Source organism: Streptomyces prunicolor NBRC 13075 (assembly GCF_000367365.1).
GTDB lineage: Bacteria > Actinomycetota > Actinomycetes > Streptomycetales > Streptomycetaceae > Streptomyces > Streptomyces prunicolor.
The window spans coordinates 66,282-85,815 of sequence record NZ_BARF01000097.1; the positions used below are offsets into that span (position 1 = coordinate 66,282).

16 protein-coding genes, 1 tRNA gene and 1 pseudogene are annotated in these 19,534 nt (G+C 71.7%); 5 read left to right on the forward strand and 13 right to left on the reverse strand.

The window, feature by feature from the left end; all coding sequences use genetic code 11:
- Window positions 1–7 precede the first annotated feature (7 nt).
- Window positions 8–2,266, reverse strand: a complete 2,259-nt coding sequence (locus SPR02S_RS41005; RefSeq protein WP_019062843.1) for a glycoside hydrolase family 3 N-terminal domain-containing protein — start codon at window positions 2,264–2,266, stop codon at window positions 8–10.
- A complete protein-coding gene (locus SPR02S_RS41010; protein ID WP_052347125.1) occupies window positions 2,263–3,282 on the reverse strand; it encodes an N-acetylglucosamine kinase in 1,020 nt (339 codons plus the stop codon). Before SPR02S_RS41010 ends, SPR02S_RS41005 begins: the two co-directional genes overlap by 4 nt.
- 15 nt (window positions 3,283–3,297) lie before the next feature.
- Here SPR02S_RS41010 and SPR02S_RS41015 point away from each other — a divergent pair, with 15 nt between their 5' ends.
- Complete coding sequence (locus SPR02S_RS41015) at window positions 3,298–4,590, forward strand: glycoside hydrolase 5 family protein (protein WP_019062845.1); 1,293 nt, start codon at window positions 3,298–3,300, stop codon at window positions 4,588–4,590.
- Between the two features lie 64 nt (window positions 4,591–4,654).
- Here the strand turns inward: SPR02S_RS41015 and SPR02S_RS41020 are convergent, their stop codons facing one another.
- The gene (locus tag SPR02S_RS41020; protein ID WP_019062846.1) at window positions 4,655–6,133 is read right to left on the reverse strand and encodes a glycoside hydrolase family 3 N-terminal domain-containing protein; all 1,479 of its coding nucleotides are present in this window, start codon (window positions 6,131–6,133) and stop codon (window positions 4,655–4,657) included.
- 231 nt (window positions 6,134–6,364) lie between these two features.
- Between SPR02S_RS41020 and SPR02S_RS41025 the strand changes: the two genes are divergently transcribed.
- Window positions 6,365–7,411: a lysylphosphatidylglycerol synthase transmembrane domain-containing protein gene (locus tag SPR02S_RS41025; protein WP_019062847.1), complete on the forward strand. Its 1,047-nt coding sequence runs from the start codon at window positions 6,365–6,367 to the stop codon at window positions 7,409–7,411.
- A 70-nt stretch (window positions 7,412–7,481) separates the two neighbouring features.
- Here SPR02S_RS41025 and SPR02S_RS41030 read toward each other — a convergent pair whose 3' ends face one another.
- Window positions 7,482–7,874: a hypothetical protein gene (locus SPR02S_RS41030; RefSeq protein ID WP_052347126.1), complete on the reverse strand. Its 393-nt coding sequence runs from the start codon at window positions 7,872–7,874 to the stop codon at window positions 7,482–7,484.
- Between the two features lie 71 nt (window positions 7,875–7,945).
- Between SPR02S_RS41030 and SPR02S_RS41035 the strand changes: the two genes are divergently transcribed.
- Window positions 7,946–8,017, forward strand: a tRNA-Lys gene (locus tag SPR02S_RS41035).
- A 3-nt stretch (window positions 8,018–8,020) separates the two neighbouring features.
- Window positions 8,021–10,411 carry a hypothetical protein gene (locus SPR02S_RS41040; protein ID WP_019062849.1) on the forward strand — a complete coding sequence of 797 codons (2,391 nt, stop codon included), beginning with the start codon at window positions 8,021–8,023 and terminating at the stop codon, window positions 10,409–10,411.
- 3 nt (window positions 10,412–10,414) lie between these two features.
- Here SPR02S_RS41040 and SPR02S_RS41045 read toward each other — a convergent pair whose 3' ends face one another.
- Complete coding sequence (locus tag SPR02S_RS41045) at window positions 10,415–11,032, reverse strand: TetR/AcrR family transcriptional regulator (protein ID WP_019062850.1); 618 nt, start codon at window positions 11,030–11,032, stop codon at window positions 10,415–10,417.
- Window positions 11,033–11,207: 175 nt separating this feature from the next.
- Here SPR02S_RS41045 and SPR02S_RS41050 point away from each other — a divergent pair, with 175 nt between their 5' ends.
- On the forward strand, window positions 11,208–11,666 hold the full coding sequence (locus SPR02S_RS41050; protein ID WP_019062851.1) for a cupin domain-containing protein: 459 nt from the start codon (window positions 11,208–11,210) through the stop codon (window positions 11,664–11,666).
- A gap of 27 nt (window positions 11,667–11,693) precedes the next feature.
- Here SPR02S_RS41050 and SPR02S_RS41055 read toward each other — a convergent pair whose 3' ends face one another.
- The 8 genes and pseudogenes from SPR02S_RS41055 to SPR02S_RS57435 form a co-directional block, all read right to left on the reverse strand.
- Window positions 11,694–13,112: a zinc ribbon domain-containing protein gene (locus SPR02S_RS41055; RefSeq protein ID WP_019062852.1), complete on the reverse strand. Its 1,419-nt coding sequence runs from the start codon at window positions 13,110–13,112 to the stop codon at window positions 11,694–11,696.
- Window positions 13,109–13,675, reverse strand: a complete 567-nt coding sequence (locus SPR02S_RS41060) for a phage tail protein (protein WP_026151321.1) — start codon at window positions 13,673–13,675, stop codon at window positions 13,109–13,111. The genes SPR02S_RS41055 and SPR02S_RS41060 overlap by 4 nt, the downstream gene beginning before the upstream one ends.
- A 31-nt stretch (window positions 13,676–13,706) precedes the next feature.
- Window positions 13,707–15,665: a putative baseplate assembly protein gene (locus tag SPR02S_RS41065; RefSeq protein ID WP_019062854.1), complete on the reverse strand. Its 1,959-nt coding sequence runs from the start codon at window positions 15,663–15,665 to the stop codon at window positions 13,707–13,709.
- A gap of 3 nt (window positions 15,666–15,668) precedes the next feature.
- Complete coding sequence (locus SPR02S_RS41070) at window positions 15,669–16,112, reverse strand: GPW/gp25 family protein (RefSeq protein ID WP_019062855.1); 444 nt, start codon at window positions 16,110–16,112, stop codon at window positions 15,669–15,671.
- An 85-nt stretch (window positions 16,113–16,197) separates the two neighbouring features.
- Entirely contained in the window at window positions 16,198–18,105 is a 1,908-nt protein-coding gene (locus SPR02S_RS41075) for a VgrG-related protein (RefSeq protein ID WP_019062856.1), read from the reverse strand.
- On the reverse strand, window positions 18,105–18,824 hold the full coding sequence (locus SPR02S_RS41080) for a CIS tube protein (protein WP_019062857.1): 720 nt from the start codon (window positions 18,822–18,824) through the stop codon (window positions 18,105–18,107). The genes SPR02S_RS41075 and SPR02S_RS41080 overlap by 1 nt, the downstream gene beginning before the upstream one ends.
- 20 nt (window positions 18,825–18,844) lie before the next feature.
- The gene (locus tag SPR02S_RS41085) at window positions 18,845–19,267 is read right to left on the reverse strand and encodes a phage tail protein (protein WP_019062858.1); all 423 of its coding nucleotides are present in this window, start codon (window positions 19,265–19,267) and stop codon (window positions 18,845–18,847) included.
- A 71-nt stretch (window positions 19,268–19,338) separates the two neighbouring features.
- Window positions 19,339–19,534, reverse strand: a pseudogene (locus tag SPR02S_RS57435) (hypothetical protein); the annotation flags it as partial.

The following is a 19,534-nucleotide window of genomic DNA, read 5'->3' on the forward strand; positions in this document are numbered from 1 at the left end:
TGACTCGTCAGCCTTTGAGCCGTACGACGACGGGTTCGACGGCGAGCGCCGCCCGCGCGGATTGCGCGACCCGAACCTCCACGGCACCGACCTGCTCCAACTGGTCGGTGCCGAAGGGGATTTCGACCCTACGGCACTCCCCCGGGGCCAACTCGACGCCCTGGAAGGCGTGCAGTTCGAGCGTGCGCGGCCACACCGGGGTGAGCAACCGCCGGATGTACACCTGGACGACCGAACGGCCGCGGCGCTTCCCGGTGTTGGTGACGTCGACCTCGATGACGTTCCCCTCGATGCGCGGCGGACCGTACGCGAAGCTCGTGTACGACAGCCCGTGCCCGAAGGAGTGGAGCGGCTCGGCGTCGGCGTCCACGTAGCCGCCGTACTCGGTGTCCTTGTGGTTGTAGTAGACGGGGAGTTGGGCCACCGAGCGGGGGATGGACACGGGTAGGCGGCCGGTCGGTTCGGCGTGGCCGAGCAGTACCTCGGCGATGGCCTCGCCGCCCCATGGGCCGGGGTACCAGGCGGTGAGCAGGGCGCCCGCCCGTTCGGGGACGACATGCGGGCGGCCCTGGATCAGGACGACCGCCGTGGGTGTGCCAGTCGCGGTGACCGCGTCCAGGAGGGCGTGCTGGGCGCGGCCGAGGCTCAGGCCCGCGAGGTCGACGCCCTCGCCGCAGGTCATCGCCGAAACGGCGTTCCGTGCGGCCCCGTTGGCGTCGAAGTCCGTGTCGGGGGTACGGGCGCTGCTGCCGCCCAGCACCAGGACCGCCAGGTCGGAGGCGGCTGCCGCGGCGACCGCCTCGGGGATGCCGGAGAGGTCGTCGCCGGTGAGGGCGCAGCCGGGGGCGTGCCGGATGTCGGTGCCGGGCGGGGCGAGTTGCCGTAGGCCTTCGAGGACGCTGACACCGGAGGTCTGGGGTGCTGTGTAGTCGCCCAACTGGTGGGCGGTGGTGGCTGATTGAGGGCCGATGACCGCGATGCGGGAGACGGTCGCCGGGATGGGCAGGACGTCGCCGTCGTTGTGGAGGAGGGTGACCGTGGCTCGGGCGAGGGCCGTGCTCAGCTCTCTGCCCTGCTGCGGGGAAGGGAACTCGCCTGTGTTGTAAGGCCGTTCGAAGAGGCCGAGGCGGAACTTCAGGCCGAGCACGCGGGCCACGGCCGTGTCGAGGCTCTCCTCGCTCACCAGCCCCCGCTCGACCGCCTCCTCCAGGTGTGTGAAGCCCTCGTCCCACAGGCTGAGGTCGACACCGGCGTTGAGGGCGAGGGCGCCCGCCGAGACCTTGTCGCCGGTGATGCGGGCCAGGCGGTCCACGGCGAGGCCGTCGGCCATCACCAGGCCCTCGAAACCCCAGTCCGCACGCAGGAGTTCGGTCAGCAGGGCGCGGTTGCCGGAGCAGGGCAGGCCGTCGACCTCGTTGTAGGCGGACATGAGGGCGGCAGCACCTGCGCGGACTCCGGCGCGGGCGGCGGGGAGGTGGATCTCGTGGAGTTCGCGGAGGCCCAGCTCCGACTCGGCCGAGTTGCGGCCGCCGACCGTGGCGCCCTGACCGGCGAAGTGCTTGAGGACGACGGGGGCCTTGTCGGGAGCGAACCCGGCTGTCGTGTCGCCGCCCTGCATGCCCCTGACGAGCGCCTCGGTGAGGCGGGCGGCGAGGTGCGGGTCCTCGCCGAAGCACTCCTCCGTGCGGCCCCAGCGTGGGTCGCGGGCGATGTCCAGGGCGGAGACGAGGGCCATGTGGCCGCCACGGGCGCGGAGTTCGGCGGCGGCGTGGGCGGCGGCCCGCTCGTACAGGTCGGGGTCCCAGGTCGCGCCGACGGCCAGGTTGACCGGGAGGACCGTGCCGTCCAGGGCCATGTGGCCGTGCGGCACCTCCTCGACGAACAGCGCCGGGATGCCGAGTCGGCTGCTCGCGATGACATGGCGTTGCACCAACTCGGCCAGGGCGGCGCTGTCTTGGGCGCCGGGGCCGTTGGTGTGGTCGACGCCGGACCAGGCGTCGGCGCGGAACAGGCCGTAGAGCGCCCCTAGTCCGGCGAAGCGGTCGGTCTCGGCGCGGAGGGCGTCGGTGAGTTCGAACCCATCGGGACCGTCGGGAGTGCGGCGGTAGGCGTCCCAGCCGTACATCCGCTGGTTGAGCTGGCCGACCTTCTCGCGCAGGGTCATCCGGGCGAGGAGGTCGGAAACCCGGGTGTCCACAGGGGTGTTGGGGTCGCGGTAGACCGGGGTGTTGGGGTCGCGGTAGACCGGGGTGGTGGGGTCGGTCATCGGGAGTCACCGTCGTGGGCGAGGCGGGCGAGGGCGATCGCACCGCGGCAGCCGTCCGGGACCCAGTCGAGGGTCAGGCCGAGGGTGTGGAGGCGGGCGGTGAGGGGGGCCGTCAGGGGGCCCTCGGGGCCGAGCAGGCCGCCGGTGGCGACGATCCGTTCGCCGGGGGTCGGCTCCAACGCGCGCACGGTGTCGGTCAGTTGGTCCGCCGCCTGGTCGAGGAGGCCTTCCGCCACGGTGTCCTTCTCGCCGGCCGCCTCGACCACCAGCGGGGCGAACCGGGCGAGGCGGATGGGGAGTTCGGCCATCACCGCGGGGAGTACGTGCATGCGGTAGGCCTCGCGGTGGGCGCGGGACCAGTCGCCGTCGCCGGGCAGTTCCTCGGCCGGCACTCCGAGCGCCTGGCCGACGGACCGGGCCAGCACGGTCGTAGGGCCGCGTCCGTCCGCCATGCGCAGGGCCGCGCGTACCGCGCTGCGGCCGATCCAGAAGCCGCTGCCGTCGTCGCCGAGGAGCCAGCCGTCGCCGTCCACGGTGGCGGTGGAGCGGCGGTCGGTGATGCGCAGGGCGACCGCGCCGGTGCCGGCGACCAGCGCGAGGCCGTCGGCGGGGGCGCCGGGGGCGGAGGCGAAGGCCGCCTCGATGTCGCTGCACACGCGGAGCCGGGCGGTGGGGATGCCGAGGCGCCGTAGCGCGGCGGTGAGGGCGGTGCGGGCGTTGACGTGTCCCGGCTCCTCGGTGGAGGCGGCCGTGGCGCCCGCGAAGCCGCCGGCCACGGCGACCACGCGGGGGCGCGCCCGCTCCGGGACGGCCTGCCCGATCGCCTCGACCAGGTGGTCGGTGAGGCGTGGCACCGGGACGGTCAGGGCGTTGCCGGGACCGGCCGCGCCCTCGGCGAGGGGGCGGCCGTCGGCGGCGGCGAGGACGGCGCGGGTACGGGTGCCGCCGGCGTCGAGGCCGACCACGAGGTCACCGGCGAAGTCACCGACGAATTCTTGGTTCAAATCATTGCTCATCACTGACTATGGTGGTTGATACATTCGCGCAGAACAAGAGCCTTCGCGCAGAACACGAGCCAAAGACACAGACAGGGCAAGACCGGACCTGGGGAGGATCCCATTCCTACGCTCCGCTTCGGCGTCAACTACACGCCGCGCCGCGGTTGGTTCCACTCCTGGCACGACTTCGACCCGGCGCACGCCCGCGAGGATCTGGCCCAGATAGCCGGGCTCGGCCTGGACCACGTCCGGATCTTCCACCTCTGGCCGCTGCTCCAGCCCAACCGCACGCTGATCCGCAGGACGGCCGTGGACCAGCTGGTGCACTTGGTCGATCTGGCGGGCGAGGCGGGTCTCGATGTCCTCGTGGACGGCGTCCAGGGCCATCTGTCGAGCTTCGACTTCTACCCGGAGTGGACCCGCAGCTGGCACCACCGCAACGTCTTCACCGACCCGGAGGCGATCACCGCCCAGGCCGAGCTGATGCGCACGCTGGGCGCCGCCCTCGCCGACCGCCCGAACCTGATCGGCCTCCAACTCGGCAACGAGCTCAACAACTTGGTGGAGCACAACCCGGTGACGGTGGCCGAGGTGGATCACTATCTCGACACGCTGCTGGCCGCCGCGCGCGAGCATCTGCCGCCGGACCGCCTGGTCACGCACTCCGCGTACGACGCCGCCTGGTACGGCGACGACCACCCGTTCACCCCGGAGGCCTCGGCCCGCAAGGGCGATCTGACCACCGTCCACCCGTGGGTGTTCTCCGGCGACTGCGCCCGCCGGTACGGCCCGCGCTCCCCGCAGGTGCTCCATCTCGCCGAGTACGGAACGGAGTTGGCCAAGGCGTACGCCACCGACCCGGCCCGGCCGGTCTGGGTCCAGGAGACCGGCGCGCCCGAGCCGCACATCCCGGCGGCCGACGCCCCGGAGTTCGCGCGGGCGACCGTGCGCAACGCGGCCGAGTGCGCGGGGCTGTGGGGGGTGACCTGGTGGTGCTCGCACGACGTGGACCGCTCGCTCGCCGACTACCCCGAACTCGAGTACACGCTGGGCCTGTTCGACTCGGCGGGCCGCCCCAAGCCGATCGCCGAGGCCTTCGCCGAAGCGATCGCCGAGCCGCACACCGTCCAACTCCGGGACACCGCCCTGGTGTTGGACTGCACCCCGGGCACCCGGTCGGTTTCGGGTCCGGGCGGCGCGTACTTCGAGGAGTGGATGCGGTTGCGCGCGGAGGGTCTCCGGCCCGCGGTGGTGCTGGCCGAACGGGCGGCGGACGAGGGGTACTTGGCGGCGCGGGGCATCAAGGACGTCGTACGCCTGCCATGACAGTCATGTGATGGGTGGTCGCTGACAGTCATGTGGTGGGTGATCGCGTGCCCGTGTCCGGCGGTCACGCGCCCGCCAGCACCTCCGCGACCGCCCGCAGGTTGACCCGGCCCCGGCCGTAGGAGCAGAGGGCGCCGTCCTCCGGCAGTCCGGTGTCGACCAGGACGGCGTCGGGGCGCCGGGCCAGCAGCGTGTCGCGCAGCCGGGTCTGCCAGGGGTGCAGGCCTGCGTCGGAGGTGGCGACGATCAGCGGGGTGCCCTCGCGCAGGATCGTGTCGACGAGGGCGGCGGGGTCGGCCGGTTCCGTGGTGAGGGCGGTGCCGGTGGCCGTGGGGTCGATCGCGCGGAGTGCGGTGAGGAGGTCCTCGCCGCCCCAGTTCAGGGCGGGGTGCGGGGCCGGGAACAGGTCGACGACGTGGGCGCCACGTACCGGCGGGGGCAGGGTCCGGGTGCGTACGGCACGGCGGGCCGCCTCAAGTCCCGCGTCCCCGTCCCAGGCGCCGACCCTCCGGCGCGGGGTCGCGTACCGCTCGGCGAGCCGCCGCACCCGCCCTGCCGCCTCCCACACCCGCTCCTCGGGCAGCACCTGCGAGTGCAGCGCGTCGAGCACGGCGTCCCGGCAGGCGAGGGTTACATCCAAGTCCGGTACGGCGACGATGACTTGGTCCGCTCCGGCGGCCAGCGCGATACGGGCCCCGGCGGCTTCGCCGTACGCGTCGGCGATCGCCTTCATCTCCAGCGCGTCGCTCACCAGGACGCCGTCGAAGCCGAGTTCGAGGCGGAGCAGATCACCGAGGATGCGGCGGCTGAGGGTGGCGGGGCGGTTGGCGTCCAGAGCCGGGAAGACGACGTGGGCGCTCATCAGCATCGGCACGCCGGCGGCGATGGAGGCGCGGAACGGTTCGAGATCGACGAGGAGTTCGTCGTACGGGCGGGGATCTATGGCCACACCGTGATGGCTGTCGGTGATTGTGCCGCCGTGGCCCGGGAAATGCTTGGCACAGGAGGCGATGCCTCGTATGTCGGTGGCGGTGATCCAGGCGCGCAGATGGCGGGCGGCCAGATCGGGGTCCGCGCCGAAGGAACGGGTGCGCACGATCGGGTTGCGCGGTTGGTGCTGGAGGTCGGCGACGGGCGCGTACGAAGCGGTGATGCCGAGGGTGGCGAGGTGACCGGCGAGCGCGTCGGCGCAGCGGGCGGTCAGGGCCGGGTCGTCGACGACTCCGAGGGCGTAGGAGCCGGGGACGTCCGGGGCTCCGGCGCCCACCAGGTGGCCGATGCCGCCGCCCTCGTTGTCGATGGCCACGAGGAGGTCGGGGCGCAGCGCGCGGAGTTCGTCGGTGAGCCGGCGGACCTGCTCGGCGTCGCGCACATTGCGGGTGAACAGGATGACGCCGCCGAGGCCGCGGTCGATGAGGCGCTTGAGCATGTCCGGCACCGTTGTCGTGCCGTCGAACCCGGCGACCAGACAGCGGTGGGCCGCCTCGTCGAGGTCGACGGGCAGGGCGGTGACGGCGGCGGACATACGCTCGGCGTGGGTCATACTGGAATTGAAATGGCTCGCTCAACCTAAAGTCAACAAACCGATGGATTGTTGATTCAGGCAATGATCTGGGGTGGTGGCGTGGTTGAGCGAGCGGATGGTGCCGGTGGTGCGCCCGGTGCGTTCACGCGGGCCCTTCAAGCCATTCATGCCGTCCGCGTCGCCCAGCCGCCCGCGCCCCTTCCGCTTCCGGACACCGCGACGTCATACCGGACGGGAACGTTTCGCCACGTGTCCCTGCTTCCGCTCGAAGACATCCCCGGGCCGCTCCCCGCCTCCACCGCCGGCCCCGATGCCACGCCGACCACCTCCGCCCCCGTCCCCCTCCCCTTCCGCCTTCCCTCCGCGGCACGCCTCGCCACCAAGGTGCTGACCCTGCTGCCCCTGCTGCTGATCGCGGTGTGGGCGGCGGTCGACTGGCGTGCCATGTACGCCGGCACGGCCCGGCTCGCCGCCGCCGACCCCTGGTGGCTGCTCGCCGCGTTCTTCTTCACCTGCCTCGGCTGGGGCACCGCCGCCCTGGTCCGCCAGGGTGCCGTGCCCGAGCGGCTGCCGACCGGTCTGCTGATCGCCTCCCAGTTCGCCGCCGGCGCGGCCAACCACGCGCTGCCGGCCAGCATCGGCGCGCACGCCGTCACGCTGCGCTTCCTCCAGGGCCGCGGCATCCCCCTCGCCCGCGCCACCGCCTCGCTCGCCCTGTACTCACTCGTCCGGCCGATCGCGAAGACCATCGTGCTCCTCGCCTTCCTCATCACCTTCCCCGAGATGCTGAGCTTCGGCCAACTTGTCCCACGGGGCTGGTCGTTGGTCCTCGCCTTCGGCGGCCTGGGCGCCGCGCTCGCCACGGCCGCCGTGCTCCTGACCTTCGTACGTCCGCTGCGCCGCCCGGCGCTCCGCTGCGTCCGCACCGCCCTGACCGACGTACGCCAGCTGCACACCATGCCCAGCCGCATCCTCGCCCTCTGGGGCGGAGCGGCGGCAGCGCCGGTCCTTCAGGCGACCGTGATCTTCTCGGTCGGGGCCTCGCTCGGCATGCCGCTGTCCTGGGCCCAGGTCGTCCTCGCGTTCCTGGCCGCCAGCACCGCGGTCGGCGCCGTACCCGCACCCGGCGGGATCGGCCCGGTGGACGCGGCGACGGTGTTCACGATGGTCGCGTTCGGCGCCCCCATGGACCTGGCCACGGCGAGCGTCATCGGGTACCGGGTCCTGACGGTGTGGGTGCCGTTGCTGCCGGGGGCGTTGATGCTGTCGGCGCTGGTCCACCGGAAGGTGCTGTGACCGGCGCATTCGCCGACGAGGTGGCATGGACAGGGACCGTCCACCCCTGCTGAGCGTCAGCAGGGCTGAGTCATGCCGGGATGAAGCTCGGCCACCAGGGCGGAACGCTGTCCGGGCAGAAGGGGTCGGGGTAGGAGTCCGGCATGCCGAGCCATGTGACGAGGAACCAGGTGAACCACAAGGCGAAGACGAGCCCTGCCAGCAGGGCTGTCCTGCGATGGCGTCTTCCGAGGGTGCCGTGCAGGATCACCCATGGAGCCGCGGCGGCGATCCATATGAGAGGCGCGAGAAACAGCAGAGTCGCGCTGTTGGCCCCTGCGTTGACGCCGATGTCGCAGGCAGACCATGCCCTCCCGATCGCAGCAACGGTCACCACTGCGGTCAGCCCACCGAAAAGGACGCCAAAGCGAATTCCGCCGAACCAGCGGCTCGGTGTGCTCGACGGCTCTGCTCCCACGATCATCTCCCCCGCCTCACCCTACGTCGAAATCCCCTTGTACGGCCGCCCGTCCCGCGGCTAACGTCGCTGCTCATCGGCGTGTAGCTCAGCAGCAGAGCACCGGGCTCTTATCCCGGAGGGCGCAGGGGCAGGACCTGCCACGCCGGCTTATGGACGACGACGCTGAGCAGCAGCACCTCACCGCGAACCCCGGCTATGCCCAGGGGCAGTTGGCCAAGGCCTTCAGGACCGCGCTGACCCACGAGGACGCCGACACCCGGCGTCGCGCGGAGGGTCGTGTGACGCGCTGGCGTGCCGTGCTCGCGGGGATGGCCGACGGTCTGCTGTCGATCGGTTCGCGCACCCCGGTGGCCGGGCTCCCGGCCTGGGTCACCCCCGAAGTGGTGCACGGCGGCTTCGCCACGGGCAACCCGAGCGCGGGCGGCCCGCTCCAGCCGTACGAGACGCGGCTCGCGGAGCGGTTCGGGGTGCCCGCGGACCGGCGGGCGCTGTTCGCGCACTGTCTCACCGACACCGGACTCGCCTGGTTGTGGGGGCAGTTGAACAGCGGGCGGTACGAGGTGACCGTGCCCGAGGAGGGTGCACTGCTCACCATGGCGTGGCTCGTGCGGCACGGGGAGACGGCCGCCGCGCTGGACCTGATCGCGGAGTTGGAGCCGTTCGCGGATCAACTCCGGTTCCTGCCACGCCCGTCGACCGGTCGGCCCGCGCCGGACGTCACCGACACGCTGCACCGCCGTACCGTCTCCGACGCCGTGGACCGGCTGGCCCGGCGGCGCCCGAACGCCGCCGTGGAGACACAGCGCGAGGCACTCGCCGTATGGCAGCCGTTCGGGGACGAGTTGCTCGCGCACTGGCTGGAGACGGCGGGCGGGGAGGACGGGCGGGTGCTCGAACTCGTCCCGGATGCGGACTGGTTGGAGCGCGGTGCCGGTCTGTTGAGCCGTTACCAGCTGCTGGCCGAGGAGCACACCCGCTGCGGGAAGCATCGCAACCCCAAGGAGAACCTGGGCATTCTGCACATCGCGCTGGAAGAGACCGTCGCCGGGCGGGTGTTGGACGCGCGGCGGCTCGGGCTGCTGCGGCATGCCATCACGTCGATGGTGCGGCGGCGCGGTCTGCCGGGCTCGGCACCGCACACCGAACTGCGGGGCGTACAGCGGGTCCAGGCCGCGCTCCCCTCCCATCACGCCCTGGCGGACGTGGTCGTGGGCCGCCTCGCCGGGCTGCCCCAGGAGTCGGGCATCGCCGACCTCGCACCCGTACTCGCCCCGGTCTCCGAGCCGGAGCAGCGGGAGACCGGCCTGCCCGCCGGTGCCCAACTCCCGCCCGCCATCAGCCGGGTGGTCGAGGGCGCACTCAGCGCACCGGTGGCCACCCTGGTGGAGCGGGGAGTCGTCCCCTCGGCCGAGGTACTGGCCGAACTGGTACCGCGGTTGGTCGCCGTCGCCACCGCGCGGGCCTACGACGACGAGGCGCTGCGGACGCTGATGGCCGCGAACTACCGCGCGTTCCGCAACCGCCGTTCGCTGCTCCTGCTCAACCTGGAGGGGCAGGTCCGGATCGAGGAACTGCCCTGGGTGCGGGCGGTGTCCGCGCAGCGCGGCGACGGCACGGCCGAATCGGCCCTGCTGCTACGGCAGTTGGGCGAACTGGCGGTACAGGGGTTCCCGGGCACGATCCTGCCCAACCCGCTGGTGCGCGAACTCGGCGTGCTCGCCCGCCAGTCCGGCCTGGGCGCCCCGCTGGTGGAGGAGCTGGCCGCCGACATCTTCATGGACACCTTCGGCCCCAAGTTCCTGGTGGCGGCCCGGATCGCGGGCGAGCTGCTCGGCGGTTCGCTGTACGAGCGGTACTACGGCATCGACTACGCGGCGATCCGCGAACTGGCGATCGCCGAAGCGGCCGTAGAGGTAGCGGGAGGCAAGGCTGCGGGCCGGTCGGGCAAGGCCGGGGCCGGGCCCCGGACGTCCCCGGGGTTCGCGCGGCTGTGTGCGGAGCGGGCCGCGGCGGCGTCCTCGGCTCCGGCGGGGCCGAAGTCCGGTTCCTCGTCCGGGTCCTGGGTGGCGGCCAACGGCAAGGTGATCGAGCAGTCCCAGATCCTGACCACGCACAACCTCGCCACGCTGGTCCACCGGGTCGGCATCGCCCCCGAGCCGGGCTGGGCCGACCTGGCGCGCCGCTGCTTCGGCACCGTGTGCCGGCTGACGGCCCGGGTGCACCGCGACCCGTGGCCGTACTCCACGATCAAGGACGCGGCGTACGCCTGGCGGCAGTTGGTGTTCCATCTGTCCCTCTGCCCGCCCTCCGAGCAGCGGCGGGTGCTCGACGATCTGGACGAGGAGGTGGCCCGTCACCCCGCCCACGTCCTCATCCGCCTCGGCCCCGCGATGGCGGGACTACGTCTGGTCGCCGACGGCGGTACCTTCGGCGCCGACGGCACGGCGGACGGGGGTCGTACCCGCCGCCTCCTCGGCTGGACCACGGACGGCCACTGGCTGGCGTCCGACCCGACAACCGGTGCGCCGCACGGCAGTTGAGAGCTACTGGCCCTCCGTCGCCGTGCGCACCGCCGCCTCCGTCAGGGTCTTCGCGGTGCGTACGGCGCTGGTGATCGCCTCGTCGGGGGTGAGCCCGCACTGGTCGGTGAGAGTGAACAGGGCGTCCGAGGCCATGACCACCGCGAGGCCCCGCTTGAGCTGGGTGAACGCGTCCGGGTCGGTCTCCCCGAGGGTGGCCGCCAGGGGCGCGAGGGCGTGGTCGATGAGGCCGAAGCGGATGCCGGGGCGCACGTTCGCCGTGTCGGGGCGGACGATGGTCGCGGCCATCATCGCGCGCACCCCACCCTGCCGGGCGAGGGTGCCGCGGAGCAGGAACTCGCAGGCGAACGCGATCCGTTCGACCGGATCGCGGGAGTCGGCGACCGGGCCGAGCGCGTCGACGGGGTCGGGCCAGACACCGGCCAGGGCCTCGCCGATCAGCGAGGGCAGGTCGGGGAAGTAGCGGTAGGCGGTGGCCTCGGAGACCAGCGCGACACGGGCGACCTCGGGCATCGTCACCTCGCTGCCCGTGCCAATCAGCCCGCGGGCCGCCTCGACGATCGCCGTACGGGTGCGCTTCTTCTGATTGCTGCGGCCCGTGTCCGTCTGTGCTGTCGCCATCGGTGCGTCACTTCCCCGTATTCGCTCGTCGTTGCCGTCCGTCTCCCTCACGTTATCACGACAAGCTCTCATTGTGAGAGTCTGCTTGCATAACGAGAGATGTCCACCTACTGTTCTGAGGGCGCGCCACAGCGCAGCAAGCACTCAACTGGCGCCACACACAAGGGAGTCGGCGATGAACGAGGTCTCCGTGGTCGGTCCGGACGACGGCGAGTCGATCCAGCTGGGCCCGGTCACGATGCGCATCCTGGAGGACGGCAGCACCACCGGCCACCGTCTCGGCATCGGCGAGATCACCCTCGCCCCGCACACCCAGGGCCCGCCGCAGCACCGCCACGCCCAGCACGACGAGGGCTTCTACGTCGTCTCCGGCATCGTGCACTTCACCATCGGCGAGACCGTCCACGTCGCCCCCGCCGGCACCCTCGCGATGATCCCGCCGGGCGCCCCGCACACCTTCGCCAACCCCGGCGACGAGCCCGCGGTGATGATCAACACCTTCACGCCCGACCTGTTCGTGCAGTACTTCCGCGACCTGCGGGACATGATCGCCGGCGGCCGGGAGTTCAACACCGAGTCGACGATCGAGACGATGAGCCGCTACGGCACGGTCCCCGCGACCGACTACGCCTGAGGCACCGGCCGCCGTAGGGACCGCCCGTCAGGAACCGCCCGCGTTCGACGGGCCGAAGAACTCGATCTCGGCGATGGACACTTGCTTGCTGCCGGAGGTTCCGTAGGCGGACTCGATGGTGAAGCGGACCGACGTGACCGTGCCGACCCGGAAGGAACGGCGCTGGGCGCCCGCCCCCTGGTCCAGGGTGATCTGGCGGGTGATCGTCTTGCCCTTGGCCGTGGTGATCACCGCCTCGATCCGGTGCGGGAGTGCCGACTGGTTGAGCTGGTCGGGTCGGGTGGAGACGCCCGGGGTGATCATCAGGTCCAGCAGCCGGGTCGGCTCGTCGAACTGCGCCTCCAGCCACTGCCCCTTGCCCGCCTGGCTCACCCCCGGCCCCCACCAGGTGTTGTTCAGCCGGTCGAAGGCCAGCTCCGGCTTGTGCCCCGGGAAGGAACGGGAGGCGCTGACCCGGTCCGGGTAGACCGGGGCCCGCTTGGCGAAGTGGTCCTTGGTCGCGTCCACGGCACGCGGGATGTTGACGGCCAGCACGATCAGCAGGGTCAGTACGATCGCGGCGCCCACCCAGGTCAGCACCCGGTCGAAGGTACGACGCAGCCGGGGCCGGTCGCCCGCCCACGGGATCTCACCGTTCCGGAACGCGAACAGCCGCCGCCACCACGGCAGTTGGCCGGGGGCTCGCTCCTCGCCGGCCATGGGCATCGCGCAGCGGGCGCAGTAGTGCCGGTCGGGCCGGTTGGCCGTGGCGCACCAGGGGCAGGGCACGCCGCCCATGGCACCGGGTTCGACACCGGGTGCCCGTACGGACTGGGGGCGCGCGGCGACCGGGCGGCCGGGCAGGACCGGGGCGACGGAGGGGGCCTGGCGCGGCTCCGGGTCGGAGACCGGGACGAGGAGCCGCCGGGCGCGCTCGGCCTCGGACTCCGGTTGCGGCGCGGTGGCGGGGACCGGTTCGGTGGGGGCGGTGTCGGTCGTGGAGGGGGTGCGGGTCGCGGGCGCGTCACGGTGGCCGTACGGCGCGTCGGGCGCGGGAGTCGGGTCCGTGGTCGCGGGGTGCGCGGGGTGGGTCGTGGCGGCGCCGGATGCGTGAGGAGTCGTAGAAACGCCGGAGGCCTCACCGCTCGCCGGCTCCTGGCGGGCGCCCGCGCCGACCGAGTCGTACGAGCCGCCCGCGGCCAAGGCGTCCAGTTGCCGTGACAGTGCGTCCAGTCGGGCCGAGGGGTCGTCCGAGGCCGAACTCCCTTGCGCGGAGGCTTGGTTGGACTGTGAGAAGGCGTCCCGGCCCGGGTCGCCGCCGGCGGCCTCACCGCGCTCGGCCGCCGGGGCCCCGGTGCGGGCGCCCGCGCGGTCCGTCCAGCTCAGGACGGCGCCGCAGGCATCGCAGAACGACTGGCCCGGTTCCGCGCGGGTTCCGCATTCGGCGCAGCTCTGGGTGGTCGTCATCTCTCGGGATTCCTTTCGGCGAGCACGGTGGCGGTCACCTGGACCGTGTACGGCATGTGGGCGGGGCGGGCGGCCGCCACGAGGGCGTCCAGGCGGTGGGTGTCGAGGGTGGTCGGCGCGGGCAGCCGCAGGTGGACGTGAAGCCGGGGGCTGCGCTCGCCGGGCACCGGGCCGAGCGGGCGGGCGTTCCAGTCGGCGGCGCCGCTCTCGGTGATCTCCGGTTCGACACCGAAGGCGAGCCGGACGGCTTCGGCCAGCCCGCGCCGGGTGCCGCGAATACGGTGGAGGTACGTGGCGGCGGCCACGGCGGCCCGCAGCCGTTCCTCCGGTTCACTGCCGTCGGTCTCGGCACCGACCCAACTCCCCAGCCACTGAACGAAATCCAGCGGTGCGAGCGACGGCCTGAAGTACGTGTCGAGGCAGTCCAGCACACTCAGGATCGGCGCTACGACCTCGTCGAGCCCGGCGACGAAACGCTGGGCGAGGTCGTCGTCGGCGAACACGGCGGGCAGCATGGCGCCGATCGGCGCGGAGGAGCCGAGGCCGTCCACTGATCCTCTCAACGCGAGCCTCCCGGGCGACAGTTGATGGGTTTCACGCACCGTCTCCGATCACGCGGACGCGGTGGTCGAAGGAGAACACCAGTGACGGCCGCTCCAGGTCGATGCGGTCGGTCGGGTCGCCGCGCTTGCCGGTGAGCGGGTCGGCCGGGTGCAGGACCACCTCGTCGACCAACTCGACGCCGGGCACCCGCTGGAGCACCGCGAAGACCTCGCCGGACTGCACGGGTCGTCCGAACGGCCAGCCTTTTCCGTCCGATCCGCCGGTGAGCGGATCGAGGTGACGGTAGAGGGCATCGTGGGCCTGGCGGCGCACCCGGTCGGTGTCGACACCCCGGAAGGCGTGGACCGTGGCGACCACGGTGACGCCCTGATAGAACGGCGGGCCGACCGCCAACCGGGTCCCGATCAGCCGCCGTTCGTCGAGATGGCGAGTGATGCGGTCCAACAGGGCGTCCCCGGGGACCAGTTGCTCGAAGCGCAGTCGGCCACCCGGGTCGGGTACGGCCTGGGGGACCACCAACACCCGTACCGCGTAAGCCCCGTGCTCCTCCTCGTCACCTTCCAGGCAGGTGATGCGCGCGGTCTCGGGGGCGGCCCGGCGGGACAGTTCCTCGTAGTCCCGGAGGGTGACCGCTCGTTCCTGGGCGCGCAGGGTGATCGGGGCGCGGGTCTTGGCCTCCTGGACCGTCTCGCCGTCCACTCCCCCGCGCGCGGCCTCGCGGTTGACGACCTCGGAGACATACGGGATGGAGCTGCGCAGGATCTGCACCGCGCCGCGTGCCACGTTGCCGGCCCGGCCGCCGCCGGTGCGGTAGCGGCGGGCGCGGATCACCGCGCCCTTGGGGGCGACCATGCCGTACTGGCGCAGGGAGCCGTCGGGTTCGCGGACTGCGGGTCCGAAGGCGAGTTCGCCGGTGGCAGCGTCGAGGGTGACGTGGCGGTCGTCGGGGCCGGAGGCGGCGAAGTGCGGGACGACCTGCCAGTCCGTCCAGCCGTCGTGCTCGGCGGTCTGGAGGAGCAGGGGTACGGCGTCGCCGACGACCGGTGTGTGGGAGAGCCGCAGCCGCTGCCCGGGGAGGCCGGTGGACTCGCCGAGCGCTTCGTCGTAGACCGTGTCGGCGTGGACGACGGTGGTGGTGCCGCCGATGGTGAAGGCCTCGGCGGAGCGGACGGTCGGCGAGGTGGTGTAGAAGGGCTGGTCGGAGTGGGGTTCGGTGACGCGGCAGCGCAGCCAGCCGGCTTCCTGGCCGCCGTTGCGGGACAGGGTGTGGCCGCCGGGGATGTGCAGGACGACCGCGCCGGGGCGGTTGAGGCCGCCGGTGCCGTCGCGGTCCACCTCGCACGCCTGCCAGCCGTCGGCCGTCCACGCCTCCCACACCAGGGGCGGTTGGCGCGGGTCGACGCCAACTCCGTCGACGCGGCTGTCGAGTTCGAGGGCGAGGGCGCAGTGCGGGACGGCGGCGGTCAGGCCGAACAGCATGGAGTCGCCGGGGTCGGGCGACTCGGCGAAGCACATGACGTGATTGCCCTCGGCGAGGTCGTGCGTCCGGTCGACGACCTGCTTGCCCCGCTGCTGCACGACCAGATGCCGCAACGCACTTGGTACGACGGCGAGTTCGCGCTCGGTGGCGAAGACGACCGCCTCCTCGCCCTCGGTGCGCATCGTCGCCACCTCGGTGCCGAGCGGCACGTGCACCGGTTCCTCCTGGGGCGCCGACAGCCAGAACGTGACGTCGGTGCGGGCCGCGGACGGCGGGAAGAGGGTGATGCCGACCAGGTCGAGGAAGGCCAAGTGGTTCTTGTCCGGTACCCGGTTGAGGCGGTAGACGATCTGGTCGGCCATGTGCGCGACCGTCTCGACGAGGGTGACGCCGGGGTCGGAGACGTTGTGGTCGGTCCACTCCGGGGCGCGCTGCTGGATGTAGCGCTTGGCGTCGTCGACGAACTGCTGGAAGCGGCGGTCGTCGAGGTTCGGGGAGGGCAGGGCCATCGGTCAGTTGTCGCTTTCAGCAGCCGTGCCGGGCGTACCGGAGGTGTCCGGCTCGTCGTGGGACGGGATGACGTAGAAGGGGAAGACGAGGCTGCGCGGGTTGTTGGTGCCGCGGATCGAGTAGCGGACGTCGATGTACAGCACGCTCTGCTCGGTGCCCGCGGTGACCTCGACGTCGTCGACCTCGATGCGCGGCTCCCAGCGGTCGAGGCTGACGTGCACCTCGTGCTGGATCCGGCCCGCGGTCTGCTCGTTGACCGGCGCGAACACCAGGTCGTGGATCGCGCAGCCGAAGTCGGGCCGCATCGGCCGCTCGCCCGGCGCCGTCGACAGGACGAGCCGGATCGCCTCCTCGACCTCGCGCTCCCCGCTGACCAGCGCGATGCCGCCGGTCGGCCCGATGCGCAGCGGGAACGACCAGCCGGAGCCCACGAATTGTTCGGCCATCAGACAACACCCGCCCGTTCCTTGCCCGTTGGGCCGCTCATGTCCTCGCCCGTTGGGCCCCTCGTGTCCTTGCCCGTTGCGCCCCTCATGCCGGAATCACCATCGGGACGAGGCCGTTGAGGGTGACGACGCCCATGATCGGCACGGTGACGGCCCGAATGCCCACGTTGCCGATGGAGTTGACCTGCACGCTCGCGCCCGCGGTGAGCATCGCGTTGCCGAGTGCCTTCATGTTGAGGGCGCCCATCGCGTCCAACGTGATCGCTCCGGTGGTCGACTTGATGTTGACCAGCCCGCGCCCCTCGATGTTCAGGAGGCCGCCGCTCTTGATGGTCAGACTCCGCCGGGCGCTGAGGGTGAGATCGGTACCGGCCTCGACCGATACCGAGCGGCTGCCCTTGATGGTCACGCTGCCCCTGCTGTCCACGACGATCTCGGTGTTCGTGCGGTCCAGGGTGATGGTCAACTGCTTGTCCCCGGAGGCCAGTCGGACACCTTGTTTACGGCCACCGGTCTTCTGGCTGAGCAGGTCCATCCGGTTGCCGTCCCGGTCGGAGACGGTGTGCCGGCTCGCCTTCTTCCGCACGGCGTCGTGCAGCGGTACGTCACCGACGACGGTCGGCTTGTCCTTGCCGTTGTAGAGCCCGCCGATCACGAACGGATGGTCAAGTGCCCCCCGGTCAAAGGCGACCAGCACTTCGTCATTGACGTCCATGGGGAAGATCCCGCCCCCACCGAGCCCGCCCCACTGCACGGTGCGCGTCCAGTCGCTGACGTACGTGTCGTCCAGCCAAGGGAACTGCAAGCGCACCCGCCCCTGCTTGAGCGGGTCATTGACGTCGGTGACCACGGCGTTGGCGACGCCGGGCAGCCGTGGCGCGGTCTCCGAACCACCCGAGGCAAGCCCGTACAGCGAACGCCACTGCCGTCCGCTGACCGTCACCCAGGTCTCGTAGTGCGTGCCGTCGCCGAAGACGTGCCGTACGGAGGTGGCCGTGTACTTGCCCTCGAAGGGCGAGCCCACGCCCGCGAGCGCGACCGGAACTCCCGGGCGCAGCTTGGGATTTCCGCGCGCGACGACCTCCAGCTCGGCGAAGGAGGACGTCACGTCGTCGGCGAGGGCGGCGGCGGCGAACTTCACTTCGGTCTGCTTGTCGTAGGGCGTGCCCGTCTCGACCAGCTTGGCCGTCTTGAACTTCCCCGCTGCCGCGCCCGGGGTGGTCCCGATGCCGATGGCCGGGTTCGAGGCGCCGGGTGAGGTGGCGGTGAGCTTCTTCTTCGTGGTGACGTCCCAGCCGCGCGCCTCGACGGTGCCGACCTGGTCGGCGGCGGTCACGGCGGCCCGCAGCCGCAGGATGTCGTGCCTGGCCTGGAGCACGAACGGGCTTTTGTCGCCGTCGGTTTCGGGCGACGGCGCACCGGACGACGGCTTCGGCTCCACGAACTGGAACTTGCCGTCCGCGTCGACCGACATGACCATCTCGTTCTCGTCGGCGAGCCGGGCGAGAAAGTCCCAATCGGTCACGTTGGACTGGGAGATGAACTCGTACACGGTCCGCGTCGACGTGATCTTCCCGATCGGCACCCCGTCCTGGGCGGCGAGTTTGCGGGCGATGTCGGACGCGCTCTGGTTGCGGTAGGCGGCGACGCGGCGCTGCCTCAGCAACCGGTGCCCGAAGTCGTAACCACGCACGACGGTGAAGGTGCCTGTGCCGTCGTAGTCGGCCTCAAGTCCCGTGACTTCACCGGTCAGTACCGGATCGGAGGCACCCTGCCCGTCGGCGACCGGCGCGATGACGACCTTCGTGCCGAAGGTGACCCCGAGCTTCCCGAGGATCAGCCGGTTCGGATCCCGGAAGGTGAGCCGGAACGCGGCGGGCACGCCGACGCCCTGGTCGACGTAGCTGTCGACGAGGTAACGGGCGTACTCGGAAGGAATCTTGGCCCCGCCGATCTTCACCTCGACGACGTTCGAGAACGCGGACTTCACCATCAGGAACGCACCTCCTCGGCGGCCGGCAGCACGAGCTCGACACCGTTCGTGAGCCGCGTCGGATCGTCGATCCCGTTGGCCTCGGCGATCGCCCGCCACGCGGCGGAGTCGCCGTACTCCCGCCAGGCCAGCGACTGCAAGGAGTCGCCCGCTACGACCCGGTGGACGCGCTGTGCGGTGAGGGCGCCCGAAGTCGGGTTCTGGCCCTTGGTGTTGCTCGGGATCTCGTGCAGTTGGAGTCGGCAGGTGGCGCGGATGGGTACGCCGGTCGTCCCGAAGAGGGAGTAGGCGGCCTCGACGGAGGAGACGTAGGAGGTGAACCGGGCGGTGGAGAAGGACCCCCACTGGAACACGACCCACGGCGGTGAAGGCTGTTTGGCGGCAATGGACTTGGTGGTCACATCGCAACAGGCGAGGAGCGACTCGACCTTCTTCAGCACCGAGTTGCTGGTCGGCTCGTCGGAGGAATCGAGGAAGATCTCCACGCCCATCTCGCGCGGCTGTGAACCCATGAACTCCGGGAGGGAACCGTCCCGTTCGATCTGTGCGGGGGTCGTCTTCCACTGGGCGCGACGGGTGAGGGACAGTTGCGCCGGGTTGAAGTCGAAGGCGAAGGTCTTGATGAGTCCGCCCGGGGTGGTGCTGCCGCCGACGGGTGGCTCGTGGATGGCGAGGCTCGCCCGGACGAGGCTCTTGCCCGCGCCTCTGCTGGTGGCCATGGTCTGTCTCCCGCCCCCGCTCAGTCCGTGAATCCGTGGTGGGCGATCTCCAGGACCTCGGTGGCTACGGCCGGTCCGGCGGGGTCGAGGGACGGCCCCTGCCAGCTGACGGGCAGCACGTCGATGAGCCCCCAGTGCGCGACCTCCGAACCGTCCGCGCGCAGCGCCGCGATCTGCCCCGTGGGCCGCTTGATCCCGGTCTGCACGGAGGAGATCCACTTGGCGACCTTCGCGGTGTCCGGGGTGAGCGGGCGGGTCAGCCGGATGGTGGAGAAGGTGACACGGGTGGGGAGTTGCCAGACGAAGCCGTTGTTGCCGCCTTCCTGCCGGTGCTCGACTTCCACCGTCGACGACAGCCCGTCGCACCCGTTGAAGTAGCCGAGGCTCTCGCCGTCGATGCTGAGGGTGAACCAGATGGTGGAACCCGGGTCGAGGCGGGACATCGGGGTGGGCCTGCCTTTCTGTTGTTGCGGTGCGGAGCGGTGGGTTGCGGTGTGGTGCGGTGGCGTGTTGGTCAGCGGCGGGGGTCGCGGAGTTTGCCGATTCGTTCGCGGTCCAGGCGGAGTTCCGTGCGGATGAGGCGGGTGATGCGGCCGATGATCCGGTGCACGAGTTCGTCGAGCTGGAAGTCGGTCAGGTCTCGGGGGTCGAAGTGGCCTGCGGGGATTGCTTCGTAGGCGGGGGGTGGGGGGTTGGAGGCGTTGGCTGTT